Here is a 24019-nt window from a genome sequence, read left to right on the forward strand (position 1 = left end):
ATTTGCCAGAGGATGGGTAGGAGATAGGTACTACTTTGCTGATGGAAAGCCTGCGATAGGTCTTCACGTTATAAAAGGAAAAACTTATATTTTTGCAAGATCCTACCACGACCTTATTACAGACATGGTTAAGACATATGATTTTAAGAAATATAGAATTAATTCTAGGGGTGAAGCAACTTTCATAGGAAATGTAAGCAAGCTTCCAGCAACACCTGGAACTAAAGGAATGTTCAGACCAGGCTTTAGTGAATATCTCAATAGGAAAACTCCGTATTTTAACCAAAGAGATCCTAGGTGGTCCAAAATTAGATATTCTGGTGGAACTATGGGAGGCTATGGATGTGGACCAACAGCTATGGCTATGGCCTTAAACAGAGCCTTAAACAGAAATGATATCTATCCAACCACAACAGCAATAGATGCAAGAGATTATATCCATGATGGAACAGATTCTGAGTATATTATAGAAAATCCAAAAAGGTATGGACTAAGAACCTACGAAGTAACCATAAATGAAAAAGCTCTTATTCAAGCCTTGAATGAAGGTCCAGTTATAGTAAGAGTTGGACCTGGACATTATATAGATGATGGCCACTTCATGGTCTTAGATTCATACAAAGATGGGTATTTCTTGATAAACGATCCATATTATTTGGAGAAAAATACCCTAGTTAAACAACCTTTCTGGAGACTAAAGCAAGAAGTTACATTTGCTTGGCAAATAAAAAAATAGGTCATTAGATGCTATGAGATTTTCTTATAGCATCTTTTTTGTCTAAAAATCAAATTAAAGGGGCAAATTTCCTTATTAGTTTTAATAAATTCATGTTATAATACTATTAAGAGAGAAGGTATATGGGATTTTTATTATTTACATCAATCGAGCTCTTGCTTTTTGCAATTAATTCTAGCATCGATTTTAAGAAAAAACAACAATCAAATATTGCGGCAGGGCTGATGTTTTTAATAATGTTTGTCTTTGCGGCTACGAGGGGGTCGGGGGATGCCGATTACTACAACTACTTGTGGTTTGTGAAACACCTTGATAAGGACTATTGGAGACTTTTTGATTTTACCTATCCTGTGGAATTTGCCTTTAGGTTTTTTGCTCTTGGGATAAACTTTTTAGGTCTTTCCAGACAATGGGTTATAGTCATAATGAACATTTGCTCTATCCTTCCAATAGCTTATGTAACCATCAAAGAATCGGACAATCCTTTCTTGTCGGCAATAGTGTTTTTGCCGATTTTTATCCAGTTTGATATGCAGACATCAAGGACTGCTTCAGCTATAGGGCTTGGATTTTTGAGTTCATACTTTTTGGTGAAAAAACACTACGGAAGGGCTATTTTCTTTTTTGCCTTTGCTTGTGCCTTCCACAAGTCGGCTATGATTATTTTGCCTTTCTTGATTGTCTCTAGGTTTAGGTTGGGAAATGCTATAAAAACCATAAGCCTTGCCCTTGCCTTTGGAGTATCTCTATTTTCAATGGTAGTCTTTAACATAGTTGGAGCTATCACATCAGCTGTGGGACTTGGGGTAATATCAAGCAAGTTAAACACTTATGTATTTTCTGGTGGGATATTTGCCTTTCCAATGAAAATCTATGATCCTAGGATACTTTTTGGACTATTTCTCTTTATCCTTTCTGTCATGTATTTTTCTAAATATTCTTTTGACAAGAATTCGATGATGGAGGTAAGCTGTAAGGCTATTTGGTTTGGTCTTATAGTGTTTTTAGTCTTTAGGTCATCTACAGCTATAGCCTTTAGGTTTGGTAACTTTTTTGCGATTTATCAGGTGATTTTCGTGCCAAGACTTATGAAGGAAGCTAGAAAAATAGATAAATTAGCCTACTTTCTGTTAATTTTATCAATAATATTTTTTATCTTGCCTTATGCTGGTTTTCTTATGGCAAAAGCTCCCGCCTACGACTTTTTCTTTACTAACAAGAGTGCTATACATTCACTAAGCTAACAAATAAACGAGGAACTTATGAGAAAAATAACAACTTATCAATTATTAAAAGCAGCAAAGAGGAATATAATTTTAATCCTAACACCTGCTATCCTAGTTTTTGCCCTAGTTTTATCACAGACAATCTTAAAAATGTCAAAGACTTACCAGGCAGATGCTATGCTGATGATAACAGGAGTCCAAAAGGGAGACCCTGTTGGCTATAATAATATAATTTTGAACGAAAAACTTGCTAATATCTATGCGGGATTTCTGGAATCATCCGATCTCTATGAGGCAGTTTCAGAGAAACTTCCAAGTGGGTCTAAGGATGTGGATATTAAGAAAAACTTGGAAAGTGATGTTAATCCCCAAGCTGGAGTTATAAGCTTTACCTACACAGATGTCAACAAAGATAGGGCTAAGGATACCCTGACTCTCATTACAGAAGAGTTTAGGACCTATGCTAAAACTTTCTTGAATTTAGATAACATTGAATACCTCCAAAAGCCAACAGTTGGCAAGTCTGGACTTGTAAAGGGAATTATTTTTTCGGTAGCGGGTCTTGTTTGTGGAGCATTTTTGGGGATTCTTTTGACAATTTTAAAGGAAATTTTATCAGATACCATAAGGGATGCAGACGATATTAAAGAGCTTGGTGTTAGAGTTTTTGGAGATTTGGATGCTGATGAAAAGGCTGCAATTTACACAACAAAGACTATGATTAACAATCTCACAGAAAATGCAGTAATAGGAATAACTTCTCTTAATAAGCAAAAGTCTACCTACGAGTTTTCTGAAAAACTTGCCATCACAATGTCGACTTCACTCGGTCTTTGTCTTATTGATTCCATGGGCGAAAACATTAATGTTGATAAGAAATACCAATCTAGCTCTGAAGATGTTAAAATTTTAAGGTATAAGGGGTTTGATTTTATAAAATTAAGGGAAAAATCTGACCAGATATTAGATTCCTATGCCTTTGAAGAAAAAATCTATGAATTAAAAGATACTTACAACTATGTTATGATAAATGAATCTAGTCTTAGGGGACTCGGTCCTATAATAAGCCTAAGATATGAGGATTATAAGATAATTGTTGTTAACGATAAACACGCAACGAAGAGCGACCTTCTTGAAAAAATCAAGCAAATTGAAGAGATGGGCGCTGAAGTCTTAGGGGTGATTTACGATAAATAAGAAAATATTTGTAGGTTTTCTTGTCCTTGTCCTTACAGCTTGTGGCAAGGAAGTGGCCTACCAAAAACAAGATATACAAATACGCCCTAGAAGTGATAAGCAAGTAAACTTTGAGATAAGCCCAGAGCTTTCCTACAGGGTCAAGAAAGATACAGGTCTTTACCAAAGTCCTAAAGACTTAAAAGCCTTTGATGAATTGGAAAAGGGGTCGGTAGTAAAAGTTATCGAGACAAGCGATGATAAATATGCCCTAGTTGATTATAATGGAAACATAGGCTATGTTCTAAAGGAAGTCTTGGAGGACTTCTGATTTGCAAAAATTATAAAAAATAATATCATATAAGTACACTAGGGGTGCCTACTAATGGCTGAGAACATACCCTTAACCTGATCCAGGTAATGCTGGCGGAGGTAAGTGCCAATACCTCGCTAACATTTGTGTAAGGAGGTATTTTTATGAAGAAAAATTGGACAGTAAAAATGCTAGTCGAAGGTGGACTTTGCATAGCTCTTGCCTTTGTACTAGGTTATATTAAAGTTTTTTCTATGCCACAAGGTGGTTCAGTAACAGCTGGGGAAATGATTCCTATTATAATCTTTGCCCTAAGACATGGAAGCCTTCCAGGAGTTGTAGTTGGAGCAGTCTATGGCTTTATCCAATTGCTTTTTGGTGGTTCTGTTTATCATCCAGTCCAAGCCCTACTAGATTATCCAGTAGCCTTTGGAGTTTTGGGTCTTGCTGGAATCTTCGCCAGTCAATTTGAAAAAACTAAAAGCATCAAACCAGTTTTGTATGGAACATTTTTAGGAATTGCCCTAAGGATGGTTGCCCATACTTTGACAGGAGCTATATTTTTCGCATCCTACGCTCCAGAAGGACAAAATCCTTGGATGTATTCAATAATTTACAATGCAAGTTACTTGGCAGTAGAATTTGTTATAACTGTAATAATCATCTACCTACTAAGAAATGTAATAACAAAAGACTTGCAAAGAATATAAAAAAAAGTCGGTGAGCTTATTCTCGCCGACTTTTTAATTTCTAATTTTAAAGGTACTTGGTGCGTATTTATAGATTAAAACTTGGCTTAGGATTATGAAACTTAGGATAAAGATTGACATAATTATCAAAAAGACTCCATAAGAAACCTTGCTTGTGATTTGAGGGAGGATGAAAAATACCGAAGCGTAGACGAGTCCGTCTATTAGCATAACTGCTTTTCCAGTTTTTTGACCTTCCCTGTTGAAGGGTTGGAAGAGATAGTATTCCATCAAAGGCAAGTTTACAAAAAACAAGTCCAAAATTAAGATGTAAATTATAGTCAAAATCTTTTGATTAAGGTCTATAGTCTTATCAAAGCTTGCTACAAGAAGGTAAATTCCAATAAGGATAAGGCTAGGAAGAACCATTATTTTAAAAAGAGAGATAAATCTTTCCTTATACATGGCTAGGATATTTTTCTTATCCCTATAAAAACCATAAGGCATAAGGCCTTGGTCGCAATTTAGGTACATACTTCTTATTATATTATCCTGCCTTAATAGCATATACATGATTAGGGGGATCATAAAGGCAGCAATTGTATTCAAGCTATCTTCGCCACTATAGCCATATTTGGACAGTAAGGCTACTATAACAAGGCCGACTGCTACAAGGATACCAGTTTTGATTAAGATTGGCTTTCTTATGAGTCTGTTGTGTCTTAGGAAAAATAGTTTGTTTAATTTCTTAAAACCTTCACCCTTAACTTTTTCTTGGCCTAGATTTTTTTCTTTGATTTTTATTTGATTTTCCTGAGTATCCTTGATGGTATCCATGCTAAGCTCATATTTTCTGCTTGCTTTTTCAATTACAGCCCCATAAGCATGAAAATTTCTCATATAAGTAAGGGAAAAGCCTAAGGCGACTGAGGCTAAGGCGAGAGTCCCGAGGCTCAAATAGCGAGCTGGTATAGCAAGGTAGATATCTCCTAGATACATAGAAGCTGGAAGAATTATTATAGCAAGCACTGGGATCCATCCATTATCCAAGATACTTTTTTCATATCTTAGACTTCGATTCATCCAAAATATAGAACTAGCTAATTCTATAAATAAGATAGCAAGGCTCATAGCGAGGGAATATATAGGGGAAAGTCCAGCAAAAAAGTAAAAGGCTATTGCAAAAACAAGGCTTCTTCCGACAAAACGTAGGATTGGTTCGTAGTAGAGGTAGGCTTTGAAAATATCCCTGGCATCTATAGAAAAATTTGTGAAAAGTTCATGGATAGAATTACCATTATCGACAATCATATTTCTAAAAAGTCCTATAACTATATAAAGAAAGCTTGGTACGAGAAGGCTTGCTGTGTATTCGTTAAAAGTTAAGCCCGCCATATTATTTACGATAATTTCATTGCTTCCTAAAATTTTTAGAGCAAATTTATTATAACTTGTCATAAGAATAATAGCGACTCCAAAAGCTAGAGCTGATTTAATTACTTGCCAAATAAGGGCAAAGAGTGGATAAAGCATATAGACGATTTGTTTAAACTCGTAAAACCTATACTTATCTCCCAAAAATTTACCCAGGAGGGGAGTTTTTCTAATAAAGTAGACCATGCCATTAATTGCCTTGGCGAGGTCTATTTTTTTGATTAGGGAAAAAGTTCTTAGACTCTTATTCATGACTTTCCCCTAAATTCTCTTCGATTCTTTTTATTTCGCTTGCCTCAGCATCGCTAGCTAAAAGACTTACTATAGTATCTTCAAAGTTTGGATCATCCTTTAGGAGGCCATCAACTGGAGTTAATTTTTTATCGTGAATTAGGACGATTTTATCGCAAATATCCTTAGCTAGTTGGAGGATATGGGTTGAGAAAATAATGATATGGTCCTTGTGGATTTCTCTAATAATTTTTTTCATCTGAACTTGGACTAGGACATCAAGGCTTGTAAGAGGCTCATCCATGAGGATTACCTTTGGTTTTAGAATCAAAAACATGATCATTTGGAGCTTGTTTTTCATACCAGTCGAATAATCTTGTATAAGTCTGTTCGAATCATCAACCTCAAGGTCTACTAGCTTTAGATAGTCATCAATAGTCCCTAAATCTTTAATATTCTCACGATTAGCTTCAATAAAAAAGCTGATAAATTCCCTGCCAGTAAGAAACTTAGGAAGTTCTGGCTCGCTTACCATAAAGAATATATCTTTAAAGCTTATCGGTTCTGTCTTTCCATTTTCAGAAAGAAGAACCTCCCCAGAATCCTTATCCAGAGATTCGTTAATTAGTTTAAATAAAGTTGTCTTACCAGCACCATTTCGTCCGAGTAGAGCATATACAAAACCTTGGTCAAAAGTAAAAGAAGCCTGATTCAATATTTCTTTTTTGCTAAAGGACTTGGTCAAGTTGTTTATAATTAATTTCATAGTTGACTCCTTTACGTCCATTATAACAAAAAATGGGGGGAGCAAAAAGTTTTAAGAAAAATTTGCAGAAATTTACTAGAAATGGTATTATTGTATTAAGATAATAATACAATAATACAAAAGAAAGGAATTACGATGGAATTTGACAATAACAAACCCATCTACCTCCAACTCCTCGAAGATTTTAGGATAAAAATATCTGTAGGTGCTTGGAAACCAGGAGGAAAAATCCTTCCAGTAAGGGATTTGGCAAAGGCTTATGAAGTCAACCCTAACACAGTCCAAAGAGCCCTCCAAGAGTTAGAGAGAGAAGGTCTTTGTGAAAGTAGGAGAACGGCTGGCAGGTTTGTTACAGAAGACAAGACCTTGGTTACTAAGCTATCAAACAAGTCGTTCGAGCTTTTGGCAGATGACTTTATAGGTGGATGTGAGAACTTAAATTTGACAAAAGAAGAGTCCTTGGACTTGTTAAGTAAATATTGGGAGGAAAATTATGATAAAAATTAAAAACTTGACTATGCAATATGGGGGACGCACGGTTATCGACAAGGTAAACTTGACCTTAGAAATGGGTCAGATTGTTGGCCTTCTTGGAGAAAATGGATCTGGCAAGACAACTTTGCTTAGGATTCTTGCAGGTCTTGAAAGAAACTATAAGGGAGAAGTAACAATTAATAATAAAAAGCCAGGAGATGAGACAAACAACCTAGTTTCCTATCAGCCAGACCATTTGCCTGTTGACGGCTCACTTAGAGTTTATAAGGTGGGAAGTCTATATAAATCTTTCTTTGCTGACTTTGATGAGGATAAATTCCTTAAGATGGTAAGTGATTTTGCTATAGATAAAAATTTAAGAATCAAGGAATGTTCTAAGGGAATGAAAGATAAGATCCAAATAGCCCTAAGCCTTTCAAGAAAAAGCAAGGTCTATATCCTAGATGAGCCAATGAGTGGAATTGATCCAAAATCAAGAAAAATTATCCTCCAAACAATCATAGATAACTTTGACTATGAGGGGCTTTTGATAATATCAACGCACCTTATAGGAGAAATAGAAAAAGTGCTTGATAGGGCGATTTTCATAGACCAAGCAAGAGTTTTGGTCGATGAAACAGTAGATGATATTAGAGAAAAACACAAGATGGGTGTCGAAGAATATTTTACGGAGGTCATTTAGATGAAAAATTTACTCAAACAATTGTTAAAAGAAGACTTTTTTGCCATTTTGCCTTGGCTTTTTATCCCTTTGATTGGAGCTTTGACGGGACTTAAACTGACCCATCTTACGGGAATAGATGGTTTTAACATAATAACAGTTATATCTATAACAATCTTAGTCACAGGACCTTTCATAGGCTTGATAATTCTTGTCCTAAGAGATAATGACAGGTTCTACGGCAAATATGCTGCACTTTACTCAACCTATCCAGCAAGTACAAGGAAAATAAGCCTTGCTAGGCTACTAAATTACACGATTTTGGGAATATTCATGAACCTTGTCTTAGTGGTAAATATTTTCTTAGTAGCACCTTTTACCAACAAATGGACTAAATTTGCCGAATTTTTTAGAGAGATTAAGAATGTGCTAAGTCTTATGACTTATGACCAGTATATGGTGGCAGTCAAGGGTATATTTTCTATATTTGTCTTCGGGCTAATGATTGCTCTAACTATGATGGCGGCCTTGAGTATTGGAAATTCCTACTATTTCAAACGATTTGGAAAGTTAGGGTCAACCTTTGTGGCGGTTTGTCTAGTGATAATTGAAAATTTTATACAAATAAAATTATTTGCCCAATATTCTGTCAGTGCCAGTATATATGAGGGAGCAAAGGTCAGCATAAATAGCTTTGAAATGAATTATATCTTTGTTATTTTTGTAATCCTTGAGCTAGCCCTTCTATATTTTGCCACAGAATACTTCCACAAAAAGAAACTTTCAGTAGCCTAAGGATATAGCCCCTACCATCCGGTGGGGGCTTTTTGGTTCTAGCTTTTAAATAGAAACTATTAAATAAAATAGGGCTCTTTTAAATTGCTGAAAATAAAGTACGATTATCTCTAAGAATACATATTTCGGAGTTATTATGAAAGAACTTTTGTTTATTTATAATCCTAATAGTGGTCAACAAATGATTGGGGATTATATGAATTGGATAATTAATTTTTTGTCAAGCAAGGGCTATGTAGCAAGTTTTTATGCGACCCAAAAAAGTGGGGATGCCAGAGAGCTTGTGGCAAAAATCGGCAAAAATTACGATAGAATTATGGTGGCTGGAGGAGATGGAACTCTTGATGAGGTTATATCAGGGGCTGTAAAGGCAGGAATTTCACCAAAGTTTGCCTATGTGCCAACAGGGTCGACCAACGATTTTGCCAAAAATCTTAATATCAGCACAGATATCAAGGAAGCTACGAGAATGGCAGTAAAAGCAAAAAGCAAGCTTGTAGATATAGGCAAGATTGACGATAAATACTTTGTCTATGTGGCTGCCTTTGGGACTATATCAGAGGTTTCCTTTAATACAGACCAGGACTTGAAGAATATTTTTGGCAGAAGTGCCTATGTTTTTGAAGGTCTTAGGAAGGCTTTGCCAATCCAATCTATGGATGCCTACCATGCTCAAGTTTTTTTTGATGAAGAAGAAATAGAGGGCGACTTTGTCCACTTTATGGTTACAAACTCTTACTCGGTTGGTGGATTTACCAATATTTTGGGAGATAATGTTGGATTAGACGATGGGATTTTTGAACTAACCATGGTAAGGAAACCAAAAAGTTTAGCTGACTTTAACAAAATTATCTCTGCTTTAACCACCAAGAAAGAAAATGAGATGGTTATTTTAAGACAGGCCTCAACTTTTAGGATAAAAACCGATAAAGAAGTATCCTGGTCGCTCGATGGAGAGTATGGAGGTTCAAGCCTTGATGCAAAAATCGAGATTATTAAAAAAAGAATTTCAATAAAAACTGGTCTAAAAGATTGAAAGTAAAGAAAAATGCGATATAATATTCAGTCAACATTTACTAAAGCCTCCAAATAGGATATAATATAATAGAGAACCTAGGAGGTAAAAATGTTTAAAATCGGCGATAAGATCGTATATCCTATGCATGGTGCAGGGACGATAGATTCAATTGAAAAAAAGGAATTTTTGGGGGAAGAGAAAGATTATTTCATCCTCAAGATGCCTATTGGAGATATGGATATATCAATTCCTACTAGCAAAATCAATGATATGAATATAAGGGATGTCATCACAAAAGAAGAAGGAGACAGGGTGCTTAGGATTCTTGATGAAGATCCAACAGATATGAGCGACAATTGGACTGTAAGATACAGACAAAACCAAGAAATTCTAAAGACTGGCAATGTCTACGAAGTAGCAGAAATGGTTAGAAATTTGGCTATTTTGGATAAGGATAAGGGTCTTTCTACAACAGAGAAGAAACTTTTAAATAGGGCAAGAAGGATTCTTGCAAGCGAGCTAGTAATGGCGGGTTCTCTAAAAAAAGAAGAAGCAGAAGCAATGATAGATGAGTCTATAGGACTCTAAGGAGAAGTAAATGAAAAGAATAATTCGATTAGTGCTTTCAATAATCGGAGCTGTTCTTGGAATTGTGCTTTTAAGGTTAGTTAATGCCGGCATGGACCTACTACCAGGAGCCGGCTTTTTGCCAATTTTAGCACACATAGCAGCAGCCTTATTGGGAGCATTAGTTTTTTATATCCTGACTGACAGATTTTCTTATAAATTTTCACAAGGATTTAACTTATTTGAAAACAATTTGAAAGAACTTCCAGCAAATAAACTTATAGTTGGAATCGTTGGATCTATCTTAGGATTTTTGATAGCAGCTTTGGTAACCAGCCCCCTAACCCAACTCACCCTACCTTATGTGGGTAATTTAATTTTTGTGCTATTATCTATTTTATTATATATCGGGCTAGGCTATTTAGGTTGGAGAGTTGCATCAAATAATGCAGATGATATCCTAGGAATTTTCCAAAGAAAAGAGGGTAAGGAAATTAAGGAAACCAAGGGCTTTATCTTTGATAGGTCAAAGCATAGTGCTAGTCCTAAAATCCTTGACACTTCTGTTATAATTGATGGAAGGATTTTGGATATTATAGCAACAGACTTCATAGAAGGAGAGCTTGTTGTAAGTGAGTTTGTCCTAGAAGAGCTCCAACACATAGCAGACTCCCCAGATGACTTGAAGAGAGAAAGGGGAAGGAGAGGTCTTGATATAATAAATAAGATTAAGGAAAATGACAAGATTAAGTTGAGGATAACTAACAAGGATTATAAAGATATCAAAGAAGTTGATTCCAAACTCCTAAAGCTTGCCATAGATTTGAATGGGAAAGTATTTACCAACGATTACAACCTAAACAAGGTTGCTGATGTTCAAGGTATTCCAATCCTAAATATAAATGATTTGGCAAACGCCCTAAAACCTGTAGTAATTCCTGGAGAGATGATGAGAATTGATGTGATCAAGGAAGGTAAGGGAAAAAACCAAGGAGTAGGATATTTGGATGATGGAACAATGGTAGTTGTTGAAGATGGGGTAAAATATATCGACCAAACTATTGATGCGACTGTAACATCAGTTTTGCAAACATCGGCTGGAAGAATGATATTTGTAAGGTACAAGAATGATTGAAAATAAATTTTTATCCTGCATAGTAACAGCAGCAGGATCAGGACTTAGGATGAGATCTAAAGTGAACAAACCCTACATAGAAGTAGGTGGGAGAAAGATTTTGGAAATCACCTTAGATACCATAACTAAGATAAAAGAAATAGATGAGCTAATCCTTGTGATAAGACCTGATGATGAGGAGCTTATCAAGGGAATCCTCAAAAAATACGATAGGAACATAAGGTATGTATATGGAAAAAACACTAGGGAGCTTTCTACCTTTGAAGGTCTCAAGGCTCTAAGTGAAAAAAGTGATTTGGTCTTAACCCACGATGGGGTAAGACCTTTTGCTAGTAGAGAGCTTTTTCTAAAAACTATAGAAAGCCTTAAAGAAAACAAAGCCGTAATCACAGCGACAAAGTCTAAGGATACAGTTAAGATTGTAAATGATAAAATGTATGTTGATTTTACACCTAATAGGGACTATGTTTATAATATTCAGACCCCTCAAGCCTTTGACAAGAAGTTGATTTTTGCCATGTATGAAGAATATATTAAAAGTGAGTTTAAGGTAACAGATGACTCTCAACTTTTTGAGTTTTTTGATAGGGATGAACCTGTCAAGGTTGTGCATGGAGAGTATTCAAATATTAAAATAACAACCCAAGAAGATATTATTTTTGCTAATGCATTTCTTGGGGCAAAAAAGGATGTATAATGAGAATTGGAATTGGTTATGATGTACACAAGTTGGTAGAAGGAAGAGATTTAGTTCTAGGAGGTCTAAAGGTAGATTATAAGCTTGGGCTTTTGGGACATTCAGATGCAGATGTTCTTACCCACGCTATAATGGATGCCATTTTGGGAGCCTTGTGCCTACCAGATATTGGCAATCTATTTCCAGATACAGACCCTGCTTATAAGGATATTTATTCGATTGACCTTTTGGATAGGGTTGTTGCTCTCATGGAAGAAAGAGGATATAGAATAGGCAATCTCGATACTGTAACTATTTGTGAAATGCCTAAAATTGCTCCAATTAGAGAAGAGATTAGACAAATTTTGGCTAAACATCTAAAATGTGATATAGAAAACATAAGTATAAAAGCTTCCACCAGTGAGAAACTAGGTTTTACTGGTAGGGGTGAAGGAATAGAAGCAAGAGCTGTAGTGCTTTTGGAGGAGGATAAATAATGAGAAAACTTATTACAAGTGAATCTGTAACAGAAGGCCATCCCGACAAGGTATGCGATCAGATTTCTGATGCAATTCTTGATGAGTGCCTTAGACAGGATAAAAATTCTAGGGTTGCTTGCGAGACTGTAACAACAACAGGTCTTGTTCTTGTAGTTGGAGAAATTTCAACAACAGCCTACGCACCGATAGAAAAAATTGCAAGAGAGACTATAAAAGAAATAGGCTATGATGATCCATCTTTGGGCTTTGATTATTCAAATGTAGCAGTCCTTACCTCCCTTATCGAGCAATCAGCAGATATCGCTCAAGGGGTAAACAAAGCCCAAGATTATGATAATAGTAACGATTATTATGATAAGATAGGGGCAGGAGACCAAGGAATGGTATTTGGCTATGCAGATAATGAGAGTGATGAATACCTTCCTCTATCAGTTGTGTATGCCCAAAAACTTTCACAAAGGCTTAGTCAAGTAAGAAGAGAAGGCATCCTTTCCTATTTAAGACCAGATGGCAAGAGCCAAGTAACTGTAGAATATGATGATGGAAAGCTAGTAAGGATTGATTCTATCGTAATATCTGCCCAACATAGTCCTGATGTTAGCCTAGAAAAGATTAGGCAAGACATCATAAGAGAAGTTATAGATTTTGTAATTGATGGGTCATTGATGGATGATGATACTAAAATCTATGTAAATCCAACAGGCAAATTTGTGATTGGCGGACCTAAGGGAGATAGCGGGCTTACAGGAAGAAAGATTATTGTAGATACTTACGGTGGATATTCTAAGTCAGGTGGAGGTGCATTTTCTGGAAAAGATCCAACAAAAGTTGATAGGTCTGCAGCCTACATGGCAAGATATGCAGCTAAAAACATGGTGGCAGCAGGTCTTGCTGATAAATTAGAAATCGGTCTTTCATATGCTATCGGGGTCGCTAAACCTCTATCCATCTATGTAGATAGCTTTGCAACTGGCAAGTATGATGATGAAAGACTTCTTGAAATAGTAAAGGAAAACTTCGACTTTAGACCTCAAGCTATAATAGACAAGTTAAATCTTCAAAGACCTATCTTTAAGAAAACTGCCGCTTTTGGTCATTTCGGTAGGAGCGAAGAGGACTTTACTTGGGAAAATCTTGATAAAGTTGAGGACTTGAAAAAATATTAGGAGAAATGATGGCAAGCTTAAGAAAAACTATAGCAATAGATTTGGGAACTGCTCAAGTTTTGGTATATGTTGCTGGTAGGGGCATAGTCCTTGAAGAACCATCAGTGATTGCAGTCGATATTTTGACAGATGAGATCCTTGCTGTAGGTAGCGAGGCCAAAAAACTTATAGGAAGAACTCCAGGCAATGTAAAGGCGATTATGCCGATGAAAGATGGTGTAATATCAGACTTTAGGGCTACAGAAAGAATGTTAAAATATTTTCTTGATAAGTCTATAAAAAAATCACTATTTAAACCCGACATCCTTATTTGCGTTCCATCAAGGTCAACTCAAGTTGAAAAAAGAGCAGTCCTCCAAGCTGCGGATAATGCAGGAGCCCATAGGACTTATCTAATGGAAGAACCTTTGGCGGCAGCTCTTGGAGCAGGAGTTGATATAACCGATGTTGGGGGAAATCTTGTTATTGATATTGGAGGTGGAACTACTGACATAGCAGTAGTTTCTATGGGTCAAGTTGTAGCAAGCAGGTCAGTAGATGTGGCAGGTCTTTCTTTCGATAGAAAAATAAAAGACTATATCAGGAAAAGATATGGTATATTAATAGGGGATCAAAAATCAGAAGAGATTAAAATCGAAGCAGGACTTGCGGGCTTGGATCAATCCCTTGAAGTTAGTGGGAGGGCTATAGTAGGTGGTCTTCCACAAAAAATCTTTCTTCCAGTAGCAGAAATCCATGACTGTGTTAGGACGGAGATTGATAAAATTTTGGAAGGGGTAAAAAAAGTCCTTGAAGTTACACCTCCAGAGCTTGCCTCAGATATCTATGAAAGAGAAATAATTCTTACAGGTGGAGGGGCAAATACTCTAGGGCTTAGGGAAAGGATAGCAGAAAAATTGCAAATACCAGTAAAAATTGCAGATGATCCTTCAGAGTGCGTAATAATCGGTACATCCAAGGCTCTAAATTGGATGGAATCCCTAGATGAAGAGAAGAACCATGCCATAAAAGGCAAACAGAAAGAATTAGAAAGAGAAGAAAAATTAAGGAGAAGATAATGACAAAAAAATTAGTTCTAGTAAGACATGGTCAAAGCGAGTGGAACCTAGCCAACAAGTTTACAGGTTGGGTTGATGTGAACCTATCTGATAAGGGAGAAGAAGAAGCTAAAGAAGCTGGAAGAAAGATCAAAGAAGCAGGAATTATGTTTGACCATGCTCATACATCAATCCTTACAAGAGCAATTAAAACTTGTAACTTCGCCCTAGAATATTCAGGACAAATGTATGTTCCAGTAGAAAAATCTTGGAGATTAAATGAAAGACACTACGGTGCTCTTCAAGGCTTAAACAAGGCAGAAACTGCAGAAAAATACGGGGATGAGCAAGTTCATATTTGGAGAAGATCTTACGATACACTTCCACCAGCCCTAAGTGAAGAAGAAGCTCACAAACAAGCAAACCTTCCTATGTTTAAACATCTCCCAGAAGATGTTATCCCAACAGCTGAAAACCTAAAGGTAACTCTTGAAAGAGTTCTTCCTTACTACTTCGACCATATTGCTCCACAACTTCTTAATGGAGAAACAGTCCTAGTAGCAGCTCACGGTAACAGCCTTAGAGCTCTTGCTAAACACCTTGAAAGAATTTCAGATGAGGACATCATGGACCTTGAAATTCCAACAGGTCAACCTCTTGTTTACGAACTTGATGATGAGCTAAATGTAGTTAAAAAATATTATCTATAAGTTTAATGATAAAAGTCCAAAGGGAAATGCTCTTTGGACTTTTCTGCTTTATAAAATGAAAATATTGCGTTTTTATTTTAATTAAAGTAAAATATAAATGATAAGTAAAAGATGAATATTGAAAATAATTCATAGATTGGAGGAAATATGAGGATTGCATCAGTAGAGAATGAAAATGGGGTGTCCTCACTTATTAACTCTCACTTTGATAAGAAAGAAGTTTTGGTAGATAGGATAGAGTCTATAGACGATCTTTTATTTAGTGATTTGAGTGGATATGACCTAATCCTTGTTGATATGACTCATAATAAGTGTCTACAAGTTATCCAGTTTATCAAACAAAAAACCAAGATACCCGTAATCTATCTTACAGAAAGATATAAGAAAAATCCCCTTGAACAAGAGATTGATGACAAGGATTTCATAATTCATTCTTTAACAAGAGAAGAATTTGTTAAGGATATTTTTAACAAGGTAGAGGAACTTCGTGAGGCAAATATTATAAGTCTAGGCATATGTAGCCTTGAGGAAGATAATGGTATTTTTAGGATAGGAAATGATATCTTGGACTTAACCAAAAGCGAGATAGCCATTTGCTCAATCCTAATTAAAAATATGGGAAGAGTCCTATCAAAAGATGAAATTGTTGATAAGATGAATGATAGGGGCATACAAACAACTGAAAGGTCGGTAAGAGAATACATAAGAAAGATTAGAACACAGTTTAAGAAGGCAAAAACTGATCCTATTAAGACGGTCAGCAGGCAAGGCTACCAATGGATTTTAGATAAGTGTGAAAACGATAGTAAATAAATTTGCCTAATAAGAACTTTTATGGTATTATTTACTTAAACAGATAATAAAATAGTAATTATCTTCAGGGAAAGGTGCAATTCCTTAACCGGCAGTAGAGTCTGCGAGTCCTTATGGATTGAATTGGTGCAATTCCAATACCGACAGTATAGTCTGGATGAAAGAAGATTTATAGATTTTTTTTGAAAATCTATCATTTCTGCCCTGAGATGGGCATTTTTTATTGCCCGAAAAGGAGGAAATATGAATAGAAGTAGAACCTTTAGCTTAAATGCTGTAGTAAAAATTGGAATCCTTGCTGCCTTTGCCTATATTTTGATGTTTGTCCAAATGCCAATTCCAATAGCTCCACCATTTATGAAAATCGACCTTGCAGATGTACCTGCCCTAATAGGTGGCTTCGCCATGGGACCTTGGTATGGTGTCCTTATCCAATTAATTAAGAACTTATTGAATTTATCAAAAACAACAACTGGTGGAGTGGGTGAGCTTTCTAACTTTATAGTAGGTGCTGTCTATGTTTATGTATCAGCTAGCATCTACAAGAATAGAAAAACTAGAAAGACTGCTCTTTTTGCCCTATCACTGGGTGTAGTTGCAATGACAGTAATTGCAACCTTATCTAATGCCTTTGTTGTATTCCCAACCTATGCAAAGCTAATGCACATTGACCTAAACGCCTTTGTAGGAATGGCTTCAAAGACAAATGGTCTTGTAAAATCTTACTTTAGCCTCATGGTTTTATCTATTGCCCCATTTAATATTATTAAGGGTGCTATAGCATCTCTTGTTACAGAATTGGTTTATAAGAGGGTATCACCAATAATCAAAAACTTAGGTAGAATATGAGAGATTAGCCCAATCAGCCCGATTGGGCTTTTTTTATTGGCTTTTGTTTAGTATAATATAAGCAAAGAGGAATTATGATTATTAAAAATTTAGAAGAATTAAGACAATTTGCAGAAAAATTCGCATCCTTTCTTAAGGAGGGTGATGTTATAAATTTGCTAGGAGAAATGGGAGCTGGAAAGACCACCTTCACATCGAAAGTATGTGAGTATTTCAATGCTTTTGATTCATCTTCTCCAACCTTTGCCATAGTTAATATCTACGAGGCTGAGAAAAAAATTTACCACCTAGACCTTTATAGGTTTGATGAGCCTGATGATGTTTTAGATATTGATTTTGAGGAGTATTTCTATCCGACCGATGCTATAACTTTTATTGAATGGGGAGAAAATGCAGGTTCCTACCTGCCAGATGGGATGATTACTGTCAAATTCGATAAGGTTGATGAAAGTACAAGGAAGATTTCTATCCTAGAAGATAGTGAAAGGGGCAGAGAGATAAATGAATATTTTGGCGATTGATACTTCGACTATGATTTCTACAGTTACAATCTCGGATGGAGTGGAGATTTTGGGAGATTTTAACGTCAACCAGCAAAAAACTCACAGCGAATCTCTTGTGCCTATGATTGAGTATCTCTTGAATCTTTTGGGGATGAAGGTTTCTGATATAGATAAGTTTGTAATAGCCCAAGGACCAGGTTCTTTTACTGGGCTTAGGATAGGGATGACTGTAGCAAAAACTCTCGCTCAGGCGACAGCTAAGGAGCTAGTTCCTATTTCAACACTTCTTGCTCTAGCTAATAACTCTTCTTCAAAGAGGTTAAAGGTACCTATGATAGATGCGAGGGGTAATAGGATTTATGGAGCAGTTTATGACGAGAATTTTAGAGAGGTTATCAAAGAGGATCTCTATACCATAGAGGAATTTACAAGTCTTGTGAATGCCTTGGACAAAGAAGTTGAGCTTATTGGAACTATGAATGAAAAATATGGGGATAGGTTTGTTCGTGCCCACAAACTTTCTCTAAATTTCAACAATTCTATAGGTAGGTCTTTGGTAAAACTTTCTCTTGAAGATACAAGAAAAGCAAAGAACTTGTATGAGATAGGTCCAAACTACCTAAGAGCCAGTCAGGCAGAAAGGGAGTTGTTAAATAATGATAAGAAAAATGGAAGTCAAGGACATAGATAAGGTCTACGAGATTGAAAATAAGTCTTTTTTTGAACCTTGGTCTAAAAAACAACTTATGAAGGAGCTTACTTCAAATACTCTTTTGGACCATTATGTTTACGACTTGAACGGTGAAGTTGTAGGTTTTTACATAGCAAGCAGAGTTCTTGACCTTGTTGAAATATTCACCATTGCAGTAGATGAATCCTACAGGATGAGGGGGATTGGTGAGCAACTTTTGACCCACCTATTCGAGGAAAGCAAGAAAAATGGTGCAAATGAAATTTGGCTTGAAGTATCTGTCAAAAACACTAAGGCAATAAATCTTTATGAGAAGTTTGGCTTTGAAAAAGATGGAATTAGGAAGAATTATTACCAAAAAATTGGAGCCGATGCCTACAACATGAAAAGGAAATTATATGAGTGATTTTTATACAATGGGAATTGAGACAAGCTGTGATGATAGTTCTGTAGCAATCCTTAAAAATGAAAGAGAAGTCTTGGTCAATCTTATATCTTCTCAAATAGATATTCATGCTCTTTTTGGGGGCGTAGTGCCTGAGATTGCTAGTAGAAAGCATTTGGAGGCTATCAATCCTTTGATTGAGAAGGCTCTTTGTGATGCAAATCTCACCTATGGTGATATCGACCTTATTTCTGTAACTAAGGGACCAGGGCTAATGGGCTCTCTCCTTGTTGGAATTTCAGCGGCTAAGGGTCTTTCCCTCGCGACGGGGGTTCCTCTAATTGGAGCTAACCATATGCAGGGCCATATTTGTGCAAACTACCTATCAAACCCTGAATTAAAGCCACCCTTTATCAGCCTAGTTGTTTCTGGAGGCCACACATATCTTTGCAAGGTTAATTCCTATACAGACTATGAAGTTGTGGGAAGGACCTTGGATGATGCAGCAGGCGAATCTTTTGATAAGGTTGCAAGGAAAATTGGCTTAGGCTATCCAGGAGGACCGAAAATTGATAAACTTGCCAGAGAAGGAAACAAAGAAGCAATTGAATTTCCTAGAGTAATGCTAAGGAAGGGTTCTCTTGATTTTTCTTTTTCTGGTCTAAAGACAGCGGTTCTAAACTATGCCCACAATATGGAGCAAAAGGGAGAGAAGATAAACGAGGCTGACCTTGCGGCAAGTTTTCAAGAAGCTGTTGTAGATGTTTTGGTTGATAAGTCGATGATGGTATTAGAAGAAACTGGACTTAAAATTCTTGCTGTAAGTGGCGGAGTGGCAGCCAATTCAAGGCTAAAGGAGAGGTTGACTGAAGCTTGCTTAAAGCGAGGAATTAAATTCTACCACCCATCAACAATTCTTTGCACAGATAATGCAGCCATGATTGCCATGGCAGGCTACCTAAATTATAAAAATGGAGATTTGGATGATACCTATATGAAGGTTTATCCAAATCTGGAATTATGATATGACCAAGAGAAATAGAAAAGTAAGAAATGTAATAAAAAAATACAATAGCCTAGTTAAACTCAGTTCTTTGTTATGGTTTTGTGCGGGAGTGGGTGTCTTGACTTTTGGCTTATATTTTATGGAGATTTTTGAAATTGTATTTGGGATTTTTGATATGGTTTATGCTATATCCAACCTAAAAAACAAAAATTACAGTCAAGCATCTATAAGAAGAGTAGAGCTTAATAAGCTTTCCTTTATTGTAGTCTTTATAATTGTATATTCTTTGGTAAATCCAATTGGAAACATTCCCCTACTTTTTGACCTCTACAAGAGGGATTTGGTCTTAAATGGAGGGCTAATAGATGATTAAGAGGTTTAAGGTTTTTTTAGTTTTAGCTCTTATCTTTGTGCTTTCTACATCTTGTGTTGGAAGAAGGCTACAAACAATGAGGACTAAAAAAGCTATGCAATCCTATGATAAGGATGGGATTATTCTTGCAGACGGAAGTTTTTACCCTGATAAGATAACTGACTTTAGCGTAGACGATTATTTGAAGTGGTACAAAAACTTGACCTATCCTTTAAAACTTCAACTTCCTGCTCCAGCAAGACCAAAAAGCCTAACTAAGGAAGAAAGGGTTGAGGATTTCAATTATTTCTTTGACCAGATAAAAAACAACTATCCTTTTTTTGGTGTACTCAAAAGAGAATATAAGATAGATTTTTTGAAAAATTATGATAAGTACCTAAAAAAAATCGAGGCTTGCGAAAGCGATGATGATTTTAGAAAAGCCATGGAAGAAATAGTAGCAGAGCTTAAAAATGAACACGCAAGGATTGCCGATAAGGATTATGTGGAAGCTACAATGAGGTATTTTTCCAAAAATTGGAAGTCTCCTTCGATTTACTATGAATTTCTAAACTTCAATAGACAGGTGGTAAGAAATAGGTATGGGCTTGATGGGATGCAATCTGATACTGACGACAACTTCCAAATAGATAGGAGAAAATTCCTTTTTTCTGAGGATTCTTCTAGGAATTTAAGCTTTGAGGAAGTAGAAGATGGCATAGGCTTGATAAAGATTAAACAGATGGCTGGAAGTGAAAAATATACTGAAGACCTCAAGGTTTTGAAAGAGTTCCTCAAAAACAAGCACCTCTATAAGGCTTTAATTCTTGATATTAGAGGAAATGCTGGGGGAAATATGGAATATTGGCAAAACTTCCTGCTTCCAAAGCTAATTACTGGCCAGAAAACTGTAACTAACAATCTGTTTTTTAAAGAATCTAACCAAGCTAAACTCATGTTTGCAGATGATAGTCTTAATGTTGAAAGAATGAAAAATGTCGATATTTCAGGAATTAAGCTTGATAATGCTGATGATTTGAAGCACTTTGACTTGTATATGAAGGATGTTATTACCATAAATCCCGATACTTCTGATAAGGACTACGGCTACCAGGGCTCAATTTATCTCTTGGTGGATGAGGGAGTTTTCTCTGCCGCCGAGGGCTTTGCAAACTTTATGAAGTATTCGAATACGGCGACTCTTATTGGTCAAAGTACGGGTGGGGATGGTATAACTCTCGGGGTAATCAATTCAGTAATGCCAAAGTCTGGTTTTGTATTTACCTACACAAACACCCTTGGCTATGATCCAGCGGGGAAGATAAATGAGGAAAATCCAACAAGTCCTGATATAATATCTAAGTCCTACAGGGATTCTTTAACTACAATAGAAAAGTTGATGGGAGCAAAGAAACAATAGCTGGTCGTTGACCAGTTATTTTTATAAGATGAATAAAATTGACGATTACTTCAAAAATATGTATTATTATTTATAGAAATTAATTAAGAGAGGCGAATTATGAGCGAAAAATTGGACATATTAGAAGCTACTAGGTCTTGCTACAAGAAAGCTTGCGATAAGCTAGGTCTTAATCCAAGCGTTTATGAAATACTTAGAGAGCCTGAAAGACTTATGGAAGTCGCTATTCCTATAAAAATGGATGATGGAAGCACTAGGGTATTTAAGGGGTTTAGGTCAGCCCATTCATCTGCCCTAGGTCCATCCAAGGGCGGAGTAAGATTTGATAAGAATGTTAGTCGTGAAGAAGTAATTGCCCTATCAATGATGATGAGCATTAAGGTTGCCCTTTTGGGACTCCCTCTTGGGGGAGGTAAGGGCGGAATAATCGTAGATCCAAGCAAGCTTTCAGAAAGAGAACTTGAAAGTTTGTCTAGGGGTTATGTTCGAGCCATAAACAACTACCTTGGTCCAAGAATTGATGTTCCTGCTCCAGATGTAAATACCAATGCCAAAATCATGGGATATTTTATAGATGAATATATAACCTTAAACGGTATGAAAGAAGATGTCGCAACCTTCACTGGGAAACCCCTTGCCCTAGGTGGTTCTTTTGCAAGAGATCAGGCAACAGGTTTTGGCGTTGCCCTTGCGGTAAAATATGCCTATGAAAGGAAAAATGATACCCTAAAAGGAAAAACTTTCATAGTCCAAGGCTTTGGAAATGTTGGATATTTTGCTGCTAAATACATGGATGAATTTGGAGCAAGCCTTGTGGCTGTAAATGCAAGCGACAAGGATACACCTTCAGGGTCTTCTGCAATTTATAAAAAAGAAGGCCTAGACCCAGAAGTCCTTCACAAACTAAAGGTTAATGGCAAATCTGTTCTAAGCTTTGTGGATGATAAGGTTGAAAAAATTTCAAACGAAGAGTTTTTTGCCCTAGATGTTGATGTAATCCTTCCTTGTGCTCTTGAGAATGTGATTACAGAAGAAATTGCCAGAAAGATTAAGGCGAGGGTTATTTCAGAAGGGGCAAATGGGCCAACAACTCCAAAGGCTATGACAGTCTTAGAAGATAAGGGAGTGGTCGTAATTCCAGATATTCTCGCAAATTCAGGAGGAGTTTTGGTAAGCCATTATGAGTGGATACAAAATCAAATGGGTTACTATTTTTCCTATGACCAAGTCAAAAACAAAGAGAAAGATGATATGATAAGAGTTTTTGAAAGAATTTTTGCCATGGCAGAAAAGGAAAATACAGACCTTAAACTAGCCTCTTTTATGGTTGCAGTTGAACAAATGGCAGAAGCCTTAAAGTATAGGGGCAGATATTAGCCAAAAAAGGCATATAATATTAGTAGGATAAAATTAGGAAAATAAGAATTGATCTTAATTTTATTGTAAGACTATATATGTTAGATAAGGATAGAAAATGAAATTAAAAAGATTTTTAGCTGTTTTTCTGGTGGCGGTAATGGCATATTTTGGGTCAAATGCTATCTTAAATAAGCTAGAAGCCAACCAGGCTTATGGGGATGATTTTTCCTTCGATGATGATGCGGTAAATAAGAATGCTCATGAACATTTGATTCTTCTTGTTGGAGTTGACAAAAACTTTAGTGACGAGGAAAATGAGGACTTCACAAGAACAGATACAATTATGCTCCTTAAGGCAAACACAGAAACAGGAAAAATTGAACTTCTTTCAATACCTAGGGATAGTAGAGTAAAAATCAGGGATGAGTTCGACAAGGTCAACCATGCCCATGCCTTTGGAGGAATCCAGCTTAGTATGCAAACGCTGAGAAATTTCTTGGGTCTTGATATCGACTATTATATCCAAGTAAATTATAAGGCTGTTGAAAATATAATAGATGCCTTGGGAGGGGTAGACTTCAATGTTCCTAAAGGAGTTAATATTGACCTTGGCAAGATTAAAATCAAGGAAGGTCCTAACCATTTCGATGGCGAACATGCCCTTTGGTATTTGAGAACTAGAAAAATTTATCTTACTGGAGATTTGGGAAGAGTTAATGCCCAACAAGGTTTCATGAAGGCTATGGTTGATGAAATTGTAAAGAAATCGGAGAAAATCAACCTTATGACCTTTATTACTAACTATTTTAAATATGTAAAAACCAATGTACCTATGGGTGTTCTAGTAGACTTGACCAACAATATTAAAAAATTCTCATCAGATAAGGTTACAACCCTAACAGTTCCAGGCAATGAACAGACTATAGATGGGATAAGCTACTACCTTCCAGATGTTGAAAAAACTTGGGAACTTGTAGATACTCATTTCAAAAACTTCAAGTTAAAGAATTGGACTAGGGAAAAGTCGGGCTTTGAACAAGACCAACAACCTGTTGAAGCAAACCCAGCTCCTGTAGAAAATCCACAACCAGCCCCAAGCCAAGAGGCTCCTTCCTACAATTACCAGGAGGAACCAAGCTATGAATATGAGTATGAATACGAACAGCCTACACCTCAACAACCAGCACCTGCTGAGGAAGCACCTTCCGAGGAAGAAAAGCCTAAGCCTAAAACTAAGGAAGAAAGTGAAGCACCTGCTGAGGAAGAACCAGTAGAAGACGAAGAAAGTACAAGCAACGAAGACTAGGGGG

Annotated in this window: 28 protein-coding genes and 2 riboswitches; of the genes, 26 read left to right on the top strand and 2 right to left on the bottom strand. The window is 36.4% G+C overall.

All coding sequences use genetic code 11. The features are described from left to right. From Q0W95_RS03250 to thiT, 5 genes are all read left to right on the top strand, one after another. Positions 1-736: C39 family peptidase (locus Q0W95_RS03250; protein ID WP_297789950.1), on the top strand; the 736-nt coding region annotated here is incomplete at its 5' end. A gap of 122 nt (positions 737-858) precedes the next feature. After that, complete coding sequence (locus Q0W95_RS03255; protein WP_297789951.1) at positions 859-1980, top strand: EpsG family protein; 1122 nt, start codon at positions 859-861, stop codon at positions 1978-1980. Between the two features lie 18 nt (positions 1981-1998). After that, complete coding sequence (locus Q0W95_RS03260) at positions 1999-3159, top strand: lipopolysaccharide biosynthesis protein (protein WP_297789953.1); 1161 nt, start codon at positions 1999-2001, stop codon at positions 3157-3159. A 52-nt stretch (positions 3160-3211) separates the two neighbouring features. Then, positions 3212-3469, top strand: a complete 258-nt coding sequence (locus tag Q0W95_RS03265) for a hypothetical protein (protein ID WP_297789955.1) — start codon at positions 3212-3214, stop codon at positions 3467-3469. A 30-nt stretch (positions 3470-3499) separates the two neighbouring features. Next, a riboswitch (TPP riboswitch) is annotated at positions 3500-3590 on the top strand. A gap of 25 nt (positions 3591-3615) precedes the next feature. Further along, positions 3616-4161: an energy-coupled thiamine transporter ThiT gene (gene thiT, locus Q0W95_RS03270; protein ID WP_297789957.1), complete on the top strand. Its 546-nt coding sequence runs from the start codon at positions 3616-3618 to the stop codon at positions 4159-4161. Between the two features lie 33 nt (positions 4162-4194). Here the strand turns inward: thiT and Q0W95_RS03275 are convergent, their stop codons facing one another. Next, entirely contained in the window at positions 4195-5826 is a 1632-nt protein-coding gene (locus tag Q0W95_RS03275; protein ID WP_297789959.1) for a hypothetical protein, read from the bottom strand. Further along, positions 5819-6571, bottom strand: a complete 753-nt coding sequence (locus Q0W95_RS03280) for an ABC transporter ATP-binding protein (protein ID WP_297789961.1) — start codon at positions 6569-6571, stop codon at positions 5819-5821. The genes Q0W95_RS03275 and Q0W95_RS03280 overlap by 8 nt, the downstream gene beginning before the upstream one ends. Positions 6572-6706: 135 nt before the next feature. Between Q0W95_RS03280 and Q0W95_RS03285 the strand changes: the two genes are divergently transcribed. From Q0W95_RS03285 to Q0W95_RS03385, 21 genes are all read left to right on the top strand, one after another. Further along, the gene (locus tag Q0W95_RS03285) at positions 6707-7078 is read left to right on the top strand and encodes a GntR family transcriptional regulator (RefSeq protein ID WP_297789963.1); all 372 of its coding nucleotides are present in this window, start codon (positions 6707-6709) and stop codon (positions 7076-7078) included. After that, on the top strand, positions 7065-7748 hold the full coding sequence (locus Q0W95_RS03290) for an ABC transporter ATP-binding protein (RefSeq protein ID WP_297789965.1): 684 nt from the start codon (positions 7065-7067) through the stop codon (positions 7746-7748). The genes Q0W95_RS03285 and Q0W95_RS03290 overlap by 14 nt, the downstream gene beginning before the upstream one ends. Then, positions 7749-8522 carry a hypothetical protein gene (locus tag Q0W95_RS03295; RefSeq protein WP_297789967.1) on the top strand — a complete coding sequence of 258 codons (774 nt, stop codon included), beginning with the start codon at positions 7749-7751 and terminating at the stop codon, positions 8520-8522. Positions 8523-8658: 136 nt separating this feature from the next. After that, positions 8659-9558 (top strand): YegS/Rv2252/BmrU family lipid kinase, encoded by a 900-nt coding sequence (locus Q0W95_RS03300; protein ID WP_297789969.1) that lies wholly within the window; start codon positions 8659-8661, stop codon positions 9556-9558. A 90-nt stretch (positions 9559-9648) separates the two neighbouring features. Then, the gene (locus Q0W95_RS03305; RefSeq protein WP_297789971.1) at positions 9649-10128 is read left to right on the top strand and encodes a CarD family transcriptional regulator; all 480 of its coding nucleotides are present in this window, start codon (positions 9649-9651) and stop codon (positions 10126-10128) included. 10 nt (positions 10129-10138) lie between these two features. After that, positions 10139-11242 (top strand): PIN domain-containing protein, encoded by a 1104-nt coding sequence (locus Q0W95_RS03310; RefSeq protein WP_297789973.1) that lies wholly within the window; start codon positions 10139-10141, stop codon positions 11240-11242. Further along, a complete protein-coding gene (gene ispD / locus Q0W95_RS03315; protein ID WP_297789975.1) occupies positions 11235-11939 on the top strand; it encodes a 2-C-methyl-D-erythritol 4-phosphate cytidylyltransferase in 705 nt (234 codons plus the stop codon). Before Q0W95_RS03310 ends, ispD begins: the two co-directional genes overlap by 8 nt. Next, on the top strand, positions 11939-12415 hold the full coding sequence (gene ispF, locus Q0W95_RS03320) for a 2-C-methyl-D-erythritol 2,4-cyclodiphosphate synthase (protein ID WP_297789977.1): 477 nt from the start codon (positions 11939-11941) through the stop codon (positions 12413-12415). Before ispD ends, ispF begins: the two co-directional genes overlap by 1 nt. Next, the gene (metK, locus tag Q0W95_RS03325) at positions 12415-13584 is read left to right on the top strand and encodes a methionine adenosyltransferase (protein ID WP_297789979.1); all 1170 of its coding nucleotides are present in this window, start codon (positions 12415-12417) and stop codon (positions 13582-13584) included. The genes ispF and metK overlap by 1 nt, the downstream gene beginning before the upstream one ends. Before the next feature lie 8 nt (positions 13585-13592). Then, entirely contained in the window at positions 13593-14642 is a 1050-nt protein-coding gene (locus tag Q0W95_RS03330; RefSeq protein WP_297789980.1) for a rod shape-determining protein, read from the top strand. Further along, positions 14642-15331 carry a 2,3-diphosphoglycerate-dependent phosphoglycerate mutase gene (gpmA, locus tag Q0W95_RS03335; protein ID WP_297789982.1) on the top strand — a complete coding sequence of 230 codons (690 nt, stop codon included), beginning with the start codon at positions 14642-14644 and terminating at the stop codon, positions 15329-15331. Before Q0W95_RS03330 ends, gpmA begins: the two co-directional genes overlap by 1 nt. A gap of 147 nt (positions 15332-15478) precedes the next feature. Further along, entirely contained in the window at positions 15479-16144 is a 666-nt protein-coding gene (locus tag Q0W95_RS03340; RefSeq protein ID WP_297789984.1) for a winged helix-turn-helix domain-containing protein, read from the top strand. A gap of 56 nt (positions 16145-16200) precedes the next feature. Beyond that, positions 16201-16317, top strand: a riboswitch (FMN riboswitch). Positions 16318-16387: 70 nt separating this feature from the next. After that, positions 16388-16993, top strand: coding sequence for an ECF transporter S component (locus Q0W95_RS03345; RefSeq protein WP_297789985.1), 606 nt, complete (start codon positions 16388-16390; stop codon positions 16991-16993). Positions 16994-17067: 74 nt separating this feature from the next. Continuing rightward, complete coding sequence (gene tsaE / locus Q0W95_RS03350) at positions 17068-17514, top strand: tRNA (adenosine(37)-N6)-threonylcarbamoyltransferase complex ATPase subunit type 1 TsaE (protein ID WP_297789987.1); 447 nt, start codon at positions 17068-17070, stop codon at positions 17512-17514. After that, positions 17495-18187: a tRNA (adenosine(37)-N6)-threonylcarbamoyltransferase complex dimerization subunit type 1 TsaB gene (gene tsaB, locus Q0W95_RS03355; RefSeq protein ID WP_297789989.1), complete on the top strand. Its 693-nt coding sequence runs from the start codon at positions 17495-17497 to the stop codon at positions 18185-18187. Before tsaE ends, tsaB begins: the two co-directional genes overlap by 20 nt. Further along, positions 18153-18593, top strand: a complete 441-nt coding sequence (gene rimI / locus Q0W95_RS03360) for a ribosomal protein S18-alanine N-acetyltransferase (RefSeq protein ID WP_297789991.1) — start codon at positions 18153-18155, stop codon at positions 18591-18593. The genes tsaB and rimI overlap by 35 nt, the downstream gene beginning before the upstream one ends. Beyond that, the gene (gene tsaD / locus Q0W95_RS03365) at positions 18586-19596 is read left to right on the top strand and encodes a tRNA (adenosine(37)-N6)-threonylcarbamoyltransferase complex transferase subunit TsaD (protein WP_297789993.1); all 1011 of its coding nucleotides are present in this window, start codon (positions 18586-18588) and stop codon (positions 19594-19596) included. Before rimI ends, tsaD begins: the two co-directional genes overlap by 8 nt. Before the next feature lies 1 nt (position 19597). Then, entirely contained in the window at positions 19598-19951 is a 354-nt protein-coding gene (locus tag Q0W95_RS03370) for a hypothetical protein (RefSeq protein ID WP_297789995.1), read from the top strand. Next, on the top strand, positions 19944-21350 hold the full coding sequence (locus Q0W95_RS03375; protein ID WP_297789997.1) for a S41 family peptidase: 1407 nt from the start codon (positions 19944-19946) through the stop codon (positions 21348-21350). The genes Q0W95_RS03370 and Q0W95_RS03375 overlap by 8 nt, the downstream gene beginning before the upstream one ends. Before the next feature lie 99 nt (positions 21351-21449). After that, positions 21450-22727 (top strand): Glu/Leu/Phe/Val dehydrogenase, encoded by a 1278-nt coding sequence (locus tag Q0W95_RS03380; protein ID WP_297789999.1) that lies wholly within the window; start codon positions 21450-21452, stop codon positions 22725-22727. Between the two features lie 97 nt (positions 22728-22824). Beyond that, positions 22825-24015, top strand: coding sequence for an LCP family protein (locus tag Q0W95_RS03385; protein ID WP_297790001.1), 1191 nt, complete (start codon positions 22825-22827; stop codon positions 24013-24015). Positions 24016-24019 lie beyond the last annotated feature (4 nt).

Source organism: uncultured Anaerococcus sp., from assembly GCF_947253225.1.
Lineage (GTDB): Bacteria > Bacillota > Clostridia > Tissierellales > Peptoniphilaceae > Anaerococcus.